Source organism: Lysobacter changpingensis (assembly GCF_017308985.1).
GTDB lineage: Bacteria > Pseudomonadota > Gammaproteobacteria > Xanthomonadales > Xanthomonadaceae > Lysobacter_J > Lysobacter_J changpingensis.
The window spans coordinates 860848-875965 of sequence record NZ_JADWPE010000003.1 but is presented as its reverse complement, the minus strand read 5'-3'; the positions used below and the strand labels follow the sequence as shown (position 1 = coordinate 875965).

The 15118-nt window shown below is 68.7% G+C and carries 14 protein-coding genes; 5 read left to right on the top strand and 9 right to left on the bottom strand.

Features of this window, described 5'->3' with window-relative positions; genetic code table 11:
- The first annotated feature begins 91 nt into the window (after positions 1 to 91).
- Both I4U41_RS10940 and I4U41_RS10935 read left to right on the top strand, forming a co-directional pair.
- On the top strand, positions 92 to 943 hold the full coding sequence (locus I4U41_RS10940; RefSeq protein ID WP_206861145.1) for a pirin family protein: 852 nt from the start codon (positions 92 to 94) through the stop codon (positions 941 to 943).
- 42 nt (positions 944 to 985) lie between these two features.
- Complete coding sequence (locus I4U41_RS10935; RefSeq protein ID WP_206861144.1) at positions 986 to 1306, top strand: DUF3861 domain-containing protein; 321 nt, start codon at positions 986 to 988, stop codon at positions 1304 to 1306.
- Between the two features lie 177 nt (positions 1307 to 1483).
- On the opposite strand, the gene aqpZ is transcribed toward I4U41_RS10935, so the two are convergent.
- The 4 genes from aqpZ to I4U41_RS10915 all read right to left on the bottom strand — a co-directional run bounded on the left by aqpZ (position 1484) and on the right by I4U41_RS10915 (position 4530).
- A complete protein-coding gene (gene aqpZ, locus I4U41_RS10930; RefSeq protein ID WP_206861143.1) occupies positions 1484 to 2221 on the bottom strand; it encodes an aquaporin Z in 738 nt (245 codons plus the stop codon).
- A 232-nt stretch (positions 2222 to 2453) separates the two neighbouring features.
- Positions 2454 to 2894, bottom strand: a complete 441-nt coding sequence (locus tag I4U41_RS10925; RefSeq protein ID WP_206861142.1) for a hypothetical protein — start codon at positions 2892 to 2894, stop codon at positions 2454 to 2456.
- Between the two features lie 304 nt (positions 2895 to 3198).
- Positions 3199 to 4059 carry a pirin family protein gene (locus I4U41_RS10920; protein WP_206861141.1) on the bottom strand — a complete coding sequence of 287 codons (861 nt, stop codon included), beginning with the start codon at positions 4057 to 4059 and terminating at the stop codon, positions 3199 to 3201.
- Positions 4060 to 4143: 84 nt separating this feature from the next.
- Positions 4144 to 4530, bottom strand: a complete 387-nt coding sequence (locus I4U41_RS10915; RefSeq protein ID WP_206861140.1) for a hypothetical protein — start codon at positions 4528 to 4530, stop codon at positions 4144 to 4146.
- 134 nt (positions 4531 to 4664) lie between these two features.
- Between I4U41_RS10915 and I4U41_RS10910 the strand changes: the two genes are divergently transcribed.
- Positions 4665 to 6236, top strand: a complete 1572-nt coding sequence (locus tag I4U41_RS10910) for a phospholipase D family protein (RefSeq protein WP_206861139.1) — start codon at positions 4665 to 4667, stop codon at positions 6234 to 6236.
- A gap of 271 nt (positions 6237 to 6507) precedes the next feature.
- Here the strand turns inward: I4U41_RS10910 and I4U41_RS10905 are convergent, their stop codons facing one another.
- The 4 genes from I4U41_RS10905 to I4U41_RS10890 all read right to left on the bottom strand — a co-directional run bounded on the left by I4U41_RS10905 (position 6508) and on the right by I4U41_RS10890 (position 12551).
- Positions 6508 to 7056, bottom strand: coding sequence for a phosphoglycerate mutase family protein (locus tag I4U41_RS10905; RefSeq protein ID WP_206861138.1), 549 nt, complete (start codon positions 7054 to 7056; stop codon positions 6508 to 6510).
- Positions 7057 to 7076: 20 nt separating this feature from the next.
- Positions 7077 to 10547, bottom strand: a complete 3471-nt coding sequence (mfd, locus tag I4U41_RS10900) for a transcription-repair coupling factor (RefSeq protein ID WP_206861137.1) — start codon at positions 10545 to 10547, stop codon at positions 7077 to 7079.
- A gap of 271 nt (positions 10548 to 10818) precedes the next feature.
- Complete coding sequence (locus I4U41_RS10895; protein WP_206861136.1) at positions 10819 to 11868, bottom strand: class I SAM-dependent methyltransferase; 1050 nt, start codon at positions 11866 to 11868, stop codon at positions 10819 to 10821.
- Between the two features lie 116 nt (positions 11869 to 11984).
- Complete coding sequence (locus I4U41_RS10890; RefSeq protein ID WP_206861135.1) at positions 11985 to 12551, bottom strand: GNAT family N-acetyltransferase; 567 nt, start codon at positions 12549 to 12551, stop codon at positions 11985 to 11987.
- Between the two features lie 54 nt (positions 12552 to 12605).
- Here I4U41_RS10890 and I4U41_RS10885 point away from each other — a divergent pair, with 54 nt between their 5' ends.
- Together I4U41_RS10885 and I4U41_RS10880 are read left to right on the top strand one after the other, a co-directional pair.
- Complete coding sequence (locus I4U41_RS10885) at positions 12606 to 12950, top strand: MmcQ/YjbR family DNA-binding protein (RefSeq protein ID WP_206861134.1); 345 nt, start codon at positions 12606 to 12608, stop codon at positions 12948 to 12950.
- Positions 12951 to 13129: 179 nt separating this feature from the next.
- Positions 13130 to 14041, top strand: coding sequence for a cation diffusion facilitator family transporter (locus tag I4U41_RS10880; protein ID WP_206861133.1), 912 nt, complete (start codon positions 13130 to 13132; stop codon positions 14039 to 14041).
- A 161-nt stretch (positions 14042 to 14202) separates the two neighbouring features.
- Here I4U41_RS10880 and I4U41_RS10875 read toward each other — a convergent pair whose 3' ends face one another.
- Positions 14203 to 15063, bottom strand: a complete 861-nt coding sequence (locus I4U41_RS10875) for a 23S rRNA (adenine(2030)-N(6))-methyltransferase RlmJ (protein WP_206861132.1) — start codon at positions 15061 to 15063, stop codon at positions 14203 to 14205.
- Between the last annotated feature and the right edge of the window lie 55 nt (positions 15064 to 15118).

Below are 15118 nucleotides of genomic sequence, written 5' to 3'. Positions count from 1 at the left end.
GGCGCTTGGAACATGGACCGTTCCACCCACGGCACTGGCCGCGGGGCGCCTGCGGCACGACATTGTGGTGAGCAGTTACCGGAGGTTCCCCATGAATAGCCCCGACTTCGCCCACATCGGCCGCACCCTGCGCGGCATGCCCGCCTCCGACGGCGCCGGCGTGCGCCTGACGCGCGTGATCGGCACGCCGCAGTTGGAGATGCTCGATCCGTTCCTGATGCTGGACGAGTTCGGCACCGACCAGCCCGAGGATTACCTCGCCGGCTTCCCGGACCATCCGCATCGCGGCTTCGAGACCGTCACCTACATGCTCGACGGCCGCATGCGCCACAAGGACAACCACGGCAACGAAGGCGTGCTCGTGCCCGGCAGCGTGCAGTGGATGACCGCCGGCCGTGGCCTGGTGCATTCGGAAATGCCCGAACAGCAGGAAGGCCGCATGCGCGGTTTCCAGCTGTGGGTGAACCTGCCCGCGGCGGAGAAGATGAGCCAGCCGCAGTACCAGGAATTCGCGCCCGACCGCATCCCGCAGCTGCAGCCAGCCGACGGCGTGCGCGTGAAGGTGATCGCCGGGCGCGTCGGCGACGTGGCCGGGCCGATCCGCCAGCCGGCGACCGATCCGGTGTACCTCGACATCGAACTCGCACCCGGCGTGGAGTGGGACGTCGACCTGCCCGAAGGCCACAACGCCTTCGCGTATGCCTTCGAAGGCGCCGGTTCCATCGGCGAGGGCGATGCGACGCGGGCGATCGTGTCGCAGGAGATCGCCGTGCTCGTCGGTGGGCGCACGGTGCGCTTTCGTGCGGGCGAGGGCGGACTTCGCGCGATCCTCGTCGCCGGGCGTCCGCTGCGCGAACCGGTCGCGCGTTACGGTCCGTTCGTGATGAACACGAAGGAGCAGATCATGCAGGCCTTCGTCGATTTCCAGGAAGGCCGCTTCTAGGCAGAGCCCGTTCAATAGCACGCAGTTGGGAGTACATGACCGATGGCAGTACGCGAACACCGTTACCGCATCACCGTCGAGCACCTCGCCACGCCGCGCGAGGACCAGCCGCTGCGCGGCACGCTGACGTTCGAGGACGGCAACCACGACGACCTGTTCCGCATCGTCGAGCTGCAGCGCGCCAGCGGCCGTTTCGGCAGCGACGACGAGGCGGCGGCGTTCGCCATCGGCCTGAAGCTGCTGGGCGAAGCGGTGCTGCGCAATCGCGACGACGCGCTGCTGCAGCAGTTGAAGCGGCCGATCGGCGATTTCATCAGGCAGTTGAAGGCGGAGAACGCGGCGCGTTCGAATCCGGAGCCCTGACATCGGCCTTCGCGTTTGTAGCCCGGGTAAGCGAAGCGCACCCGGGAACGCGTGACGTGGACGGTGAACCCGGGTGCGGCCTGCGGCCTTACCCGGGCTACAAACGCCGGACAGTGGAACGACCAATGAAAAGGCCACGCATTGCGTGGCCTTTTCTCGTTGCGGCGAACGCGACGATCAGCGCGGCGTGCCCGTCACATCCGGGCCGTACTGGCCGAGCCAGCGGTAGATCACGCCACCGAGCAGGCCGCCGGCGATCGGCGCGACCCAGAACAGCCACAGCTGCGACATCGCCACCTGGCCCGCGAACAGGCCCACGCCGGTGGAACGCGCCGGGTTCACCGAGGTGTTCGTCACCGGGATGCTGATGAGGTGGATCAGGGTGAGCGCCAGGCCGATCGCGATCGGCGCGAAGCCGACCGGTGCGCGTGCGTGCGTGGCGCCGAGGATCACGATCAGGAACATCGCGGTCATCACGATTTCCGTCAGGAACGCCGCGTTGACCCCGTACCCACCCGGCGAATGCGCGCCGTAGCCGTTGCTGGCGAACGCGCCCGCCGCATTGGGATCGATCGCGAAGCCCGGCGCGCCGTGGGCGATCATGGACAGGATGAAGCCGGCGAAGATGCCGCCGAGCACCTGCGCGACGATGTACGGCACCAGCTCGCGCGCCGGGAAACGGCCGCCGGCCCACAGGCCGAAGCTCACCGCCGGATTGAAGTGGCCGCCGGAAATGTGGCCCAGCGCGTACGCGCCGGTGAGCACCGTCAGGCCGAACGCCAGCGAGACGCCGAGCAGACCGATGCCGAGTGGATTGCCGTCGCCGCCGAAGTTGGCCGCCAGCACCGCACTGCCGCAGCCGCCGAGGACCAACCAGAACGTGCCGATGAACTCGGCCGCAAGCTTCCTGATCATGTTGTTCTCCTGCCCAGGGATTGAGGGATACCGTTTGCCCGGCGACTTCCGCAGGCAAAACGGGCACGGATCTTAGGTGCGGCAGGAGCGACGGTAACTGCGAAAGAAGCTGATTGCACGCGCAAGCCGATCAAAGGCCGGCCGGCGGCCGATCGGGATCAAAGCGCGGGATGGGCGTGCCACGGCGATCCGCCCGGACTTGCGGGCGGATTCGGACGTGCCGCGTGCGGGATCAGTTGCTGCTCAGGCGCGTGGCGGGGAAGCGGATCGACTGCACCTGGCCGAGCATCGGCGCGAGTTGCGGCGCCTGCGCCTGGAGCCAGATGTGGGCGACGCGTCCGTCCGGCAGTTCGACCAGTGTCTCGCGGACTTCCACGTCCGGCTTCGTCGCCAGCTCGCCCTTGTACCAGTAGACGTTCTGCCCATCGATCACGCCTTCCTCGGCGCGGTTGCCGCGCTTGGGCTCGAAATTCGCCTTGCGCGAGATGTACAGGCCGAACGCTTCCGAACCGTCCGCGCGCAGTGCGCGGCAGAAGTCGGAACCGCCGGTGGCCTTGTACTCCCACGTCAGCTCCGAGCCCGTGGGCAGCTGCGGGCAGTTGCCCCCGTCCTGAGAATCCTGCGCGTGCGCGTTCGCCATGCCGAACCCGGCGAGCACGAGCAGGGCCGACATACGCCATGCCGTCGTATTCACGACTAACCCCCTGTGGTCGTAACCCCTAGCAACGAAACAGCCCATCACCCCCGGGCTGCAGGCGATCGTCGAACCGTGACCGGTTCGGCCGAACCGGGTCGAACATAGTCCAGAAAGCGGCACTTGACAAATAACCAGACTTAATAGGCGGTGCGTCCGGCTTATGGGTCGGCGTCGGGGACGGTTGGGGGCCTCATCCAACGCATCGATGCACGCATGGTGGTTTCGCGCGAAACCAATCGATCGTGCCGCGAGCGAGCAACGGCTTGCGAAGCCCGGACGCTCACCGCTCCGGCAACGGAATGAACTCGTCGTCCCCCGGCACGCGGCCGAAGCGTCCTTCCAGCCAGTCCTGCTTCGCCTGTTCGATGCGCTCCTTCGAACTGGACACGAAGTTCCACCACAGGTGTCGCGGGCCGTCGAGCGGTTCGCCACCCAGCAGCATCGCCTTCACCGGCGTGCGCGCGCGGAGCTTCGGGCGGGTGCCGGGATCCAGCACCACCAGGTGCATCGCCGGAATGTCCGCGCCATCCAACTGCGCGTCGCCTTCCAGAATGTAGAGCGCTCGTTGCGGATGGCTGTCGTCGATCGCGAGCTCCGCGTCGGCGTCGAGGTCGATCGCGACGTACAGCGTGTCGGCGTACACGCGCACCGGCGATTCCTCGCCGTAGCCGCGGCCGGCGACCACGCGCAGCCAGCTGCCGTCGCGCTGCTGCTGCGGCAGGCTCGCGGCGGGATGGTGGAAGAAGCCCGGTTCGGCTTCCTCGGCGCTGCGCGGCAGCGCGACCCAGGTCTGCATGCCGTGCAGCGGATGCTCGTGCTCGCGCAGCGTCGTCGGCGTGCGCTCGGAATGCGCGATGCCGCGGCCGGCGGTCATCCAGTTCACGTCGCCCGGGTTGATGTCCTGCAGGCTGCCGAGCGTGTCGCGATGCGTGATCGTGCCCGACCACAGGAAGGTCACCGTCGCCAGGCCGATGTGCGGATGCGGGCGCACGTCGATGCCGCGGCCGATCTCGAACACCGCCGGCCCCATGTGGTCGACGAACACGAACGGGCCGACCGAGCGCGCCTGGAGACTCGGCACGGCGCGGCGCACCTGGAAACCGCCGAGGTCGTGCACGCGCGGGGAAACGAGGAGGGTCATGGCCGGGCTCCGGAAAGGGCGTCCACCGAGCGTGTCACATCCGCCGGGCGACGGCACGTCCGGCCGTGGCACGGTCCGTTCGGCTCAGCGGTCGGCGCCGTCCACGCGCAGTGTCGCCGGCGGGCGCGGTCCGGGGCCCAGACCCAGCAGCGTGACGTGCCAGGCGCCGATCGGGCGCGGCGTGCCCTGTTCGGACGCCTTGAGCACCACGTCGAGCATCGCGCCGGGCTTGTGGAAGCGCAGCCGCACGTCGGCATCGCCGGCGTGGACGCACGTAACCTCCGGCGGGCAGCGCGAATCGTTGGCGGTTTCGACGTAGACCAGCCGCGCGCCCTCGGGCAGCGACATGCGCTGGCCCGGATGCAGGCGCGCTTCGACTGGCAGCGCCACCTTCGGCGCGCTGGCGCAGCCGGCGAGGATCAGCACCGAAAGGAGCGGGACGGACAGGACGGGCGCGGGGCGGAACGGCATCGAATCGGATTCGTCGGCGACGGGACCGGCGCGAGTCTAGCCGCTGCGTGCATCGATGCGGTGATCGCCGGGCGTGAATGAGTCGTTGCGGCGCCCGTCGCTAGAATCGATGCAATGCACAACGCGGGATCCACATGACCCGGAAGCTGCGGTGGATTGGCCTGGCCGTGCTGCTGCTGGCGACGGCGTCGCTGCTGTCGGTCTACAGCTACGGGCGTTTCGCCCAGCGTGCGCGCGGCGCGCCGTCGCAGGCGATTCCCGCCGCCGTGGTGGAGACGCCGCTGGACCGCTCCATCGCACCGATGGAGCAGGCGCATCCCGGCCAGGCCGGGCTGTCGCTGATCGCCGACAACCTCGACGCCTTCACCGTGCGCGCGCTGACCGCACGCGAGGCCGGGCGCAGCCTCGACCTGCAGTACTACATCTGGAAGCCCGACCTCACCGGCAGCCTGATCGTGCACGAGGTGGTGCGCGCGGCCGATCGCGGCGTGCGCGTGCGCTTGCTGCTGGACGACCTGAACTCGCACGCGAAAGATTCCGTGCTCGCCGCGCTGGCGCGTCATCCGAACATCGAGGTGCGCCTGTTCAATCCCTCGCGCGCGCGGCAATCGTATTTCCTGCGCGGCGTGGAACTGCTGCTGCGGGTGTTCAGCCTCAACCGGCGCATGCACAACAAGGCGTGGATCGCCGACGGCCGCATCGCGGTGGTCGGCGGACGCAACATCGGCGACGAGTATTTCGGCGCGGCGGAGGCGTCGAACTTCCTCGACGCCGATCTCGCCGTTATCGGCGAACCGGTGCGCGAAACCGCGCGCATCTTCGACGCGTACTGGAACAGCCCGGCGGCGATTCCGCTGGACCAGCTGGTCGACGCGGACGAGCTCTCGCTGCCGCGTCTGCGGCGCGTGGGTGCGCTGGAATACCGCTCGGAAGACGCCAGACCCTACGTCGAACAGCTGCGCCGTTCGCCCAGCGTGCAGGCGCTGCTGCGCGGCAGCCGCGGGCTGCGCTGGACGCCGGACGCGCACGTGGTGTCCGATCCGCCGCAGAAGGCCGAAGGTGCACCGCGTCGCGGCGACTGGCTGATCGATGCGATCACGCCGGCGTTCGTCGACACCCGACGCGAGATGTTCATCAGTTCGCCGTACTTCGTGCCGGGCGACGACGGCGTGGCGTCGCTGCTGCGCATGCGCGATCGAGGCGTGCGCATCGGCATCCTGACCAATTCGCTGGCCGCCACGGACGTCGCGGCGGTGCATGGCGGTTATGCGCCGTATCGCGTGCCGCTGCTGCGGGGCGGCATCGAACTGTACGAACTGAAGGCGCGTGGGTCGCCGAGCGGAGGCGGCAGCGGGCTGCTCGGTTCCTCGTCGAGCGAGGCGAGCCTGCACACCAAGGCGTTCATGTCCGACGGCGACGTGGGGTTCGTCGGTTCGGTGAACTTCGATCCGCGCTCGATCAATCTCAACACCGAGATGGGCATCCTGTTCACCGACACGCAGCTCACACGCGATCTGCTGCGCCTGTACGAATGGAAGGTCGGCCACGAGAACAGTTACCGGCTGTGGCTGGAAAACGGCGAACTGCGCTGGGAAGACGCGGGCGCCGATCCCCCGCGCATGTGGACGCGCGAGCCGGACGCCGACTGGAAGCGCCGCGCGATGGCGGCGGTGGTGCGGTGGTTGCCGGTGGAGTCGCAGCTGTGAGGTGGGCGCTTCGCTGAAACACGGCCGCATGGCGCCAGCGCTTGAGCCCCTCTCCCTCCCGGCGAGGGGGTGGGGTGAGGGGTGACGGTAGAGCGAGGGGAGAGGAGTGAGCAGTGAGTAAAAGCGTCAGTGCGGCGCGGTTTGGGTCGGCGCGGAGGGAAGGGGCCGGCCCCGCCTGGTTGCTCCGTTGCCCCTCATCCGCCCTGCGGGCGCCTTCTCCCGAAAGGGGGAAGGGAGCGGCACCGCCGCCCGGCCTATCGCCGCCGCAAGGCTACTGCCGCCCAACTTCAAACGAAGCACGCCCCGACCCATCGACCCGCACCGTCATGAGCCGGTCGTACTCCGCCTCGCTCATCGGCGCGACTTCGCACGAACACAGCGCCGACGCGATATCCGGCACGGTGTTGCTATGACCCACGACCAGCACCGTCTGTCCCGCGTGCCGTTGCCGCAACCGCGTGGCGAAATCGGCGGCCGGCAGCTTCGCGTCGTAGGTGATCAGGGGCAGTCCATGTTCCTGCGCGGTCGGCGTCGCGGTCTGGCGGGTGCGCTGCAGCGGCGTGGTGTACACCGCGATCACCGGCACCGATGACAACCGCTGCGCCAGGGCCTGCGCGCGTGCGCGTCCCGCTTCGGTCAGCGGCGGATCCTTCGAACCGTCCGCGACCTTCTCCGCGTGGCGCACGATCACGAACGTCATCGACGCATCGTTGGGCGTCGCGGGCCCATCGCGATGCGCGCTCGCATCCGGCGCGGACGCACAGCCGGACAGCAGCGACAGGCACGAGGAAAGAACCAGGGCGGTGAGCGGCATCTTCATGCCGCCCACCATAGCCGACCTCACGCGGCCGGCTGAAGTGCCGTCAGGATGCCCTTGGCCGCGAGCACGCGCGACGAACCGTCCGGCAGGTCGAGCGTCATGCGCAGCTTGTCCGGCCCTTCCATCTTGTAGAGCTTCGGCTGGCCCTGGATCAGGCGGATGATCGCCATCGGATCGACGTTGGGCTTCTCGACGAAATGCACGCGACCACCGGCCTCGCCCAGGTCGAGCTTGCGGATGCCCAGTCCGGTTGCGCGCAGCTTCAGGTCGGCGACCGCGAACATGAACTTCGCCGCGTCCGGCAACAGGCCGAAGCGGTCGATCATCTCCACCTGCAACTCGCGCAGTTCGTCCGCATCGCGCGCGCCGCTGATGCGCTTGTAGAGCGTCAGGCGCGTGTGCACGTCGGGCAGGTAATCGTCGGGGATGAGCGCCGGCACGCGCAGCTCCACTTCCGCGCCGCGCGCTTCCACCGCGTCCACGTCCGGCAGCTTGCCCTGGCGGATCGAACGCACCGCGCGCTCCAGCAGTTCGGTGTACAGGCTGAAACCGACTTCCGCCATCTGGCCGCTCTGTTCCTCGCCGAGCAGTTCGCCCGCGCCGCGGATTTCCAGGTCGTGCGTGGCCAGGGTGAAGCCTGCGCCGAGTTCGTCCATCGCCGCGATCGCATCGAGGCGCTTGCGCGCGTCCTCGGTCATTGCCTTGCGATCGGGCACGACGAGATAGGCGTAGGCGCGGTGATGCGAACGACCGACGCGCCCGCGCAGCTGGTGCAGCTGCGCCAGGCCGAAGCGGTCGGCGCGGTGGATGATGATGGTGTTCGCGTTGGGAATGTCGATGCCCGACTCGATGATCGTCGTCGACAGCAGCACGTTGTAGCGCTGCTTGTGGAAGTCGAGCATCACGCGCTCCAGCTCGCGCTCCGGCATCTGGCCGTGCGCGACGCCAATGCGCGCCTCGGGCACCAGTTCGACCAGCTGGCGCTGCATGCGCCCGATGCTCTCCACGTCGTTGTGCAGGAAATACACCTGGCCGCCGCGCGACAGCTCGCGCTGGAACGCCTCGCGCAGCTGCATGTCGTCCCACGGCACGACGAAGGTCTGCACGGCGAGGCGATGCGCCGGCGGAGTCGCGATGATCGACAGATCGCGCAGGCCCGCCATCGCCATGTTGAGCGTGCGCGGAATCGGCGTGGCCGTCAGCGTGAGCAGGTGCACGTTCGCGCGCAGCGCCTTCAGCGCTTCCTTCTGGCGCACGCCGAAACGCTGTTCCTCGTCGACGATCACCGCGCCCAGATCCTTGAAGCGCACGTCCTTCTGCAGCAGGCGATGCGTGCCGACGATCACGTCGATGGTGCCTTCGGCGACCTTGGCCAGTTCCGTCTCGATCTCCTTCTTGGTCTTGAAGCGCGACAGCACTTCGACCCTGATCGGCCAATCGGCGAAACGGTCGCGGAAATTACGGTAGTGCTGTTCGGCCAGCAGCGTCGTCGGCACCAGCACCGCGACCTGCTTGCCGCCCATGGCGGTGGCGAACGCGGCGCGCACGGCGACCTCGGTCTTGCCGAAACCGACGTCGCCGCAGACCACGCGGTCCATCGGCTGGCTCGATGAAAGATCGCGCAGCACCGCTTCGATGGCCGCGTGCTGGTCGGGCGTTTCCTCGAACGGGAACGCCGCCGCGAACGGCTCGTACACCGCGCGGTCCACGTCGATCGCCAGTCCCGCGCGCGCCTGCCGCTTGGCCTGGATTTCCAGCAGTTCGGCGGCGACGTCGCGCACCTTTTCGGCAGCCTTGCGCTTGGCCTTCGTCCACTGCTCGCCGCCGAGCGAATGCAGCGGCGCGGTTTCTTCCGACGCGCCGGAATAGCGGTTGATCAGGTGGAGCTGCGCGACCGGCACGTACAACCGGTCGCCCTTCGCGTATTCGATTTCCAGGTATTCGGCCGGCATGCCGCCGGCTTCCAGCGTCACCAGGCCGCGATAACGGCCGACGCCGTGGTCTTCGTGGACGATCGGCGCGCCTTCGGTGAGTTCACCCAGGTCCTTGATGATCGCTTCCGGCTCGCGGCCGACGCGACGTCGGCGACGCGGCTGGCTCGCGCGTTCGGGGAACAGCTGGCGTTCGGTGAGGACGACGAAGGCGGGATCGGTGATCGCGAAGCCGTCCTCGAGCGGCGCGACGGCGATGGCGAACTTGGCGCCGTCCTCACGCTGGAATGCCGCGAAATCGGCGACGACGTCCGGCTTCAATGCGCCCGACTGCAGTATTTCCAGCAGCGCCTCGCGCCGGCCCGGCGAATCCGCCGCGATCAGCACGCGGCCGGGATAGCTCGACAGGAACGATTTGAGCGCATCGGCCGGCGCGTGATCGCGCGCGGCGACGGGCAATGCCGGTGCGGGCTGGTCGCCGAGCGCGCTCGCGCGTTCGCGCTGCGCATGGCCTTCGCCGCAGACCTCCACGCGTGCGCCGGCGTTGAGGCGCTCGCGCAGCGTGTCCGGCGGCAGGTACAGCGCGTCGGGCGGGAGCAGCGGGCGTTCCAGATCGTGACGACGCTGTTCGTAGCGCTCGCCGGTGTGCGTCCAGAACTGGCCGGCCGCCTCCATCGCGCCATCGGCGATCACCGGGAGCGTGTTCGCGTCGAGGTAATCGAACAGCGTTGACGTTGTATCGAAGAACAGCGGCAGGTAGTACTCGATGCCCGGAGGCGCCAGGCCGGCCTTCAGGTCCTGGTAGAGCGCACTACGGCGCGTATCGAGGTCGAACCGGTCGCGCAACGCATCGAGCGCGCGCTTGAGCGCGACATCGCTCAGCGGCACTTCGCGGCCGGGCAGCAGGTGCACCGCGTCGATTTTCTCCAGGGAACGCTGCGATTCTGGATCGAACGCGCGGATCGTCTCGATCTCGTCGTCCAGCAGCTCGACTCGGAACGGCTGGTCGGCGCCCATCGGATACACATCGAGCAACCCGCCGCGCACGGCGAAATCGCCCGGATCGAGCACCTGCGGCACGTGGCGGTAGCCGGCGGATTCCAGACGGCGTTTTTCCGCGTCGAGGTCCAGCCGCTGGCCGGTCTTCACGTCGAAACTGCCGCCGACCACGTGCTTGAGCGGTGCCAGGCGCTGCAGCAGCGTCTGCACGGGCACGATCACGATGCCGCGCTTGAGCGTGGGCAGGCGGTGCAGCGCGGCCAGTCGCTGGCTGACGATGTCCGGATGCGGGCTGAAGACGTCGTAGGGCAGGGTTTCCCAGTCGGGGAAACCGATCACCGGCAGGTCCGACTGCTGCGCGCCGAGCAGCGTGTGCAGGTCGGATTCGAGCTGGTGCGCGCCGTGGTTGTCGCGCGCGACCACCAGCAGCGGGGCGTCGTGCGCGGCAGCGGCGGCGGCGATGTGGAAGGCCAGCGCGGACGGCGAGGCCGGGGCGCGCCACCAGGCGCGCTGCTGGCCGGCGCGGGGCAGGGGGGGCGTCGGGAGTGCGGACTTCGGCATCGGAAGGATGTGGGGCGCGTGGGGCGGTGAAAACAAGGGCAGCGCCGGAAGCCGTCGCTCCCAGCGCAAAGAGCCCGCATTTTACGGAATCCCCCGATGAAGGCCGCGCCGCTGGAGGCGGTTGTGGCCCAGCTCCCGCGAGCAGGCGCGAAGTAGAAGCGCGCCGCTGACATTCCGCCCGCGGCGCGCGTGCCCCCTCGCTACTGGAAAAACGAGTGATCGGGAACGGGAAACGAGCAGGCGTAGCCACTCGTTTCCCGTTCCTCTTCCCTCAAGGCCTGGCCTCGAACACCAGGTTGAACGGCGTCTGCGTCGCCCGCCGGAACCGCGTGAAGCCCGCGTCCAGCATCACCTGCCGCAGCCGCGCCTCGCCGGCCTGCGCACCGAGGGCCGGGCCGTTGCGCGCGAGCGACACCGGCACGCAGATCTGCGAGGACGCACCGTAATACACGCGACCGACCGGATTGAGGTTCTCCGCCACGCTGTCGCCGGCGAAGGGTTCGACCAGCATGCACGTGCCATCGGGCTTGAGCGCCTGCAACGCGTGCCGCGCCGCGCCGACGGGGTCGGCCATGTCGTGCAGGCAATCGAAGAAGCAGATCAGGTCGAAGTCCTTCTCCATGTAGCCGGTCGCGTCGGCCGCTTCGAACCGCGCGTTCTCCACGCCGGCCTGCCGCGCGCGCTCGCGGGCGACGTCGATCGACGGGCCGTGGTAGTCGAAGCCGTAGAACGTCGATTGCGGAAACGCACGCGCCATCAGCGAGGTGCTCGCGCCGTGGCCGCAGCCGACGTCGGCGGCCTTGGCGCCCGCGCGCAGCTTGTCGACCACGCCCTCCAGCGCGGGCAGCCACTCGGTCACCAGGTGCGCGTTGTAGCCGGCGCGGAAGAAGCGTTCGGTGCCATGGAACAGGCAGGGATGGTGCTCGCCCCATTCCATGCCCTGGCCGGTGCGGAAGTTGTCCTTGGTCTTTTCCAGCGCGTGGAAGGTCGCCTCGACGATCGAATACGCGCCGGGCAGGTCGACCGGCCCGCCGGGATCGGCCAGGCACAGCGCCTGTTCGGCGCTGAGCGAGTAGGTGTCGCTGGCGCGGTCGTACTCGACGTAGCCGCCGGCGGCCTGGTTGCCCAGCCATTCGCGGATGTAGCGCTCGTTGGTGCCGGTACGGCGGGCCAGGTCGGCCGCGCCCATCGGCTCGTCGGCGAGCGCGCGGTACAAGCCGAGCTGGTCGCCCACCAGCATGAGGGTGGCGCTGATCGCCGCGCCGAGGTCGCCCACGGCATGGCCGAGGAACTGGTTGAGGCGCTCTTCGTTGATGTTCATGGCGGGGATGTCCGGAAGCTGTCCGTTCGTGGACGCGCGCGGCTGTGCCTGCCGCGAGGCCCCCTGTCATCCCGTTCCAACGCGGCGGCCCTACGCGGCCGGCCACCCGGGGTCGCTCAGGCGGCCCTGGGCTTCAGATCGAGCCGCACGCGCACCAGCCCGGTGGCGTCCTGCCGGTTGCTGCGCTCGAAACCCAGCGACTCGGCCAGCGACAGCATCGCCTGGTTGTGCTCGAACACGTCGCCGTAGACGCAGTCCAGCTTCTTGCCGCGCGCCCATTTCACCAGCCGGGTCATCAGGTACCGGCCCAGGCCCATGTTGGCGACGTAGTGGCTGACCAGGATGGCGAATTCGGCGTCGCGGCCGTTGTCGTCCACCGCGATGCGCGCGACCGCGCCGACCAGCGCCTCGCCCGGCGGCAGCGGCTCGGCCGCGACCAGCGCGAATTCGTTCTTGGGGTTGATGCGGGTCATCCGCTCGGCGGCTTCGGGCGTCATCTCCGACAACGCGTCGCGCTGGATGTCGGAAGAAAAGCGCTGTCGCACCTCCTCCGGCTGGAGCAGGGAAAAGCTGGCGCGGATCGGTTCTGCGTCTTCGGGGCGGATCGGACGAATCAATACTTCGCGTCCGTTGGGAAGACGCATCCGTTCGTGCCAGGGCGGGAGTCGTTCGCGCGCGGCCATGGGCGGATATTGGCACACTGCCCGTATTCACATTCTTCACGGGGCGGGCAGGCGATGGACGGCGCGAAGTTGCGGGAATGGGTGGGCGGCTGGCCGGGCGTGGAGTCCTCGATCAAGTGGGGCGAGGACCTGGTGTTCTCGGTCGCCGGGAAGATGTTCTGCGTCACCCGCGTGCACGGCACCGGCAGCCTGAGCTTCAAGGTCGAGGACGAGCGCTTCCTGGAACTGACCGGCCGCCCCGGCTTCGAACCGGCCCCGTACCTGGCGCGTGCGCACTGGGTGATGGTGGCCGATCCCGGGCGCGTGCCGGCGAAGGAACTGCAGGCGCTGCTGCGCCGCAGCTACGAGCTGGTCCGCGCGAAACTGCCGAAGAAGACGCAGCGAGAACTCGCCGATTGACGCCACCGGAAGCCGCCCGCGCGTGCCGGTTTGACGCAACCCACACGCGACGCCCGCATCGGCGCTACATGGGGCGATGCTAGACTCGCGCCGCTTTCGCAAATACCACGGCGCCACTCCCGGCGCGGCAAGGCTGGCTGGTTCAGCCCTGGTCTCACCCAACTCTTTAAGGACGACGCATGGCTGGTGGTGGTGATTCGACCCGCGCGATCTTGTTCGCGCTCGGTGCCAATTTCGCGATCGCGGTGGCCAAGGGCCTGGCCGCGTTCTTCACCGGCTCCAGCGCGATGCTGGCCGAGACCGTGCACTCGCTGGCCGACTGCGGCAACCAGTTGCTGTTGCTGCTGGGCATGCGCCAGGCCAAGGCACCGCCGTCGCCGGAATATCCGCTGGGATACGGCAAGGCGATCTACTTCTGGTCGTTCCTGGTGGCGGTGATGCTGTTCACCGTCGGCGGCATGTTCTCGCTGTACGAAGGCATCCACAAACTCCAGCATCCCGAGCAGTTGCAGGACTGGTGGTGGGCGGTCGGCGTGCTGGTGTTCGCCATCGCGGCCGAATCGGTATCGATGCGCGCATGCCTGCAGGAGGTCAACAAGGCGCGCGGCGACCGCAACCTGTGGCAGTGGTTCCGCGAAAGCCGCCAGGCCGAGCTGGTCGTCATCTTCGGCGAGGACCTCGCCGCGCTGCTGGGCCTGGTGTTCGCGCTGATCGCGGTGGTCATGGCGGTGGTCACCGGCAATCCGCTGTGGGATGCGGTGGGCACCATCGCCATCGGCGCGCTGCTGATCGTGGTGGCGGTGTTCGTCGCGATCGAAGTGAAGGCGATGCTGATCGGCCAGAGCGTGGATCCGGCGCGGCAGAAGCAGATGCGCGAATTCCTGGAGGCGCGCCCGGAAGTGCAGCGCGTGATCAGCCTGATCACGCTGCAGCTGGGCAACGAGGTGCTGGTGTCGGTGCAGGCGCAACTGCACGAGCGGCGCGACGTGGAGACGCTGGTGGACCAGATCAACGTGATCGAGCGCGCGCTGAAGCAGAGTTTCCCGGAAGTGCGCTGGAGTTTCTTCGAACCGGATTGCAAGGCGGTTTGAGGGTTCGAGGCGGGGGCGATTGGAGTCGTCGCCCCCAGGCATTCGCCGCATGACGGAGTTCTTCGTCCCCCGGGTAAGCGAAGCGCGCCCGGGGACGCGGTCGCCTCTCCAACCCGGGTGCGCTTCGCTTACCCGGGTTACAAAACCGACATGAACGCAACCTACGCCGCGCGCACCAGCCACTCCAGCCGGCTTTCCGCGTGCGCCCCTTCGCCCAGCACCTTCGCCAGCAGCGGCAGCACGCCGGCGAGCGTCTGGTCGAGCTGCCACGGCGGGTTGAGGATCAACAGCCCGCTGCCGTTCATGCGCAGCGGGGAGTCGTCGGCGCGCACCAGCAGTTCGGCGACGAACGAGGACTTCGCCGGCAGCGTCGCCGCACGGCGGTAGAACGGCTGCAGCGAGCGCCGCAGCTTGATCGGATACCACAGCGCGTAGATGCCCTGCGGCCAGCGCGTCAGCGCGTCGCGCAGCGCGGCCAGTGCGGTGTCGAACTCCTCCAGCTGCGCCTCGAACGGCGGATCGATCAGCACCAGCCCACGGTTGTAGCGCGTGGCACCGATGCGCGGCGGCAGCAGCGCCTTCATCGCCGCGTAGCCGTCGCGTTCGTGCACGGCGACGCGCGGGTCGCGCTCGAACACATGCCGAAGCTGTCCCGCTTCCTCCGGATGGAGTTCGCAGGCGGCGATACGGTCCTGCTCGCGCAGCGCGTGCGTGAGCAGCCAGGGGGAACCGGGGTAGGCCGTCGGCCCGTGCTCGTGACGGCACGCGCGCACCGCGGCGAGGTAGCGCGCGATGGCCGGGTGCTTCGGCGCCTCGGCCACCAGCCGCCCGATTCCACCCTCGGCCTCGCCGGTGCGCTGGGCCGAATTGCTGTCCAGCGCGTAAAGCCCGCGCCCGGCGTGCGTGTCCAGTGCGAACGCCGCCGCGGGCTTGGCGGTCAGGGCGTCGCACAGCGCGAGCACGGCGATGTGCTTGAGCACGTCGGCGTGGTTGCCGGCATGGAAGGCGTGGCGGTAGTTCATCGGGGATCGGGATTCGGGATTCGAAAAGAGCCAGTATGCTCTTGCCTTCGATTTT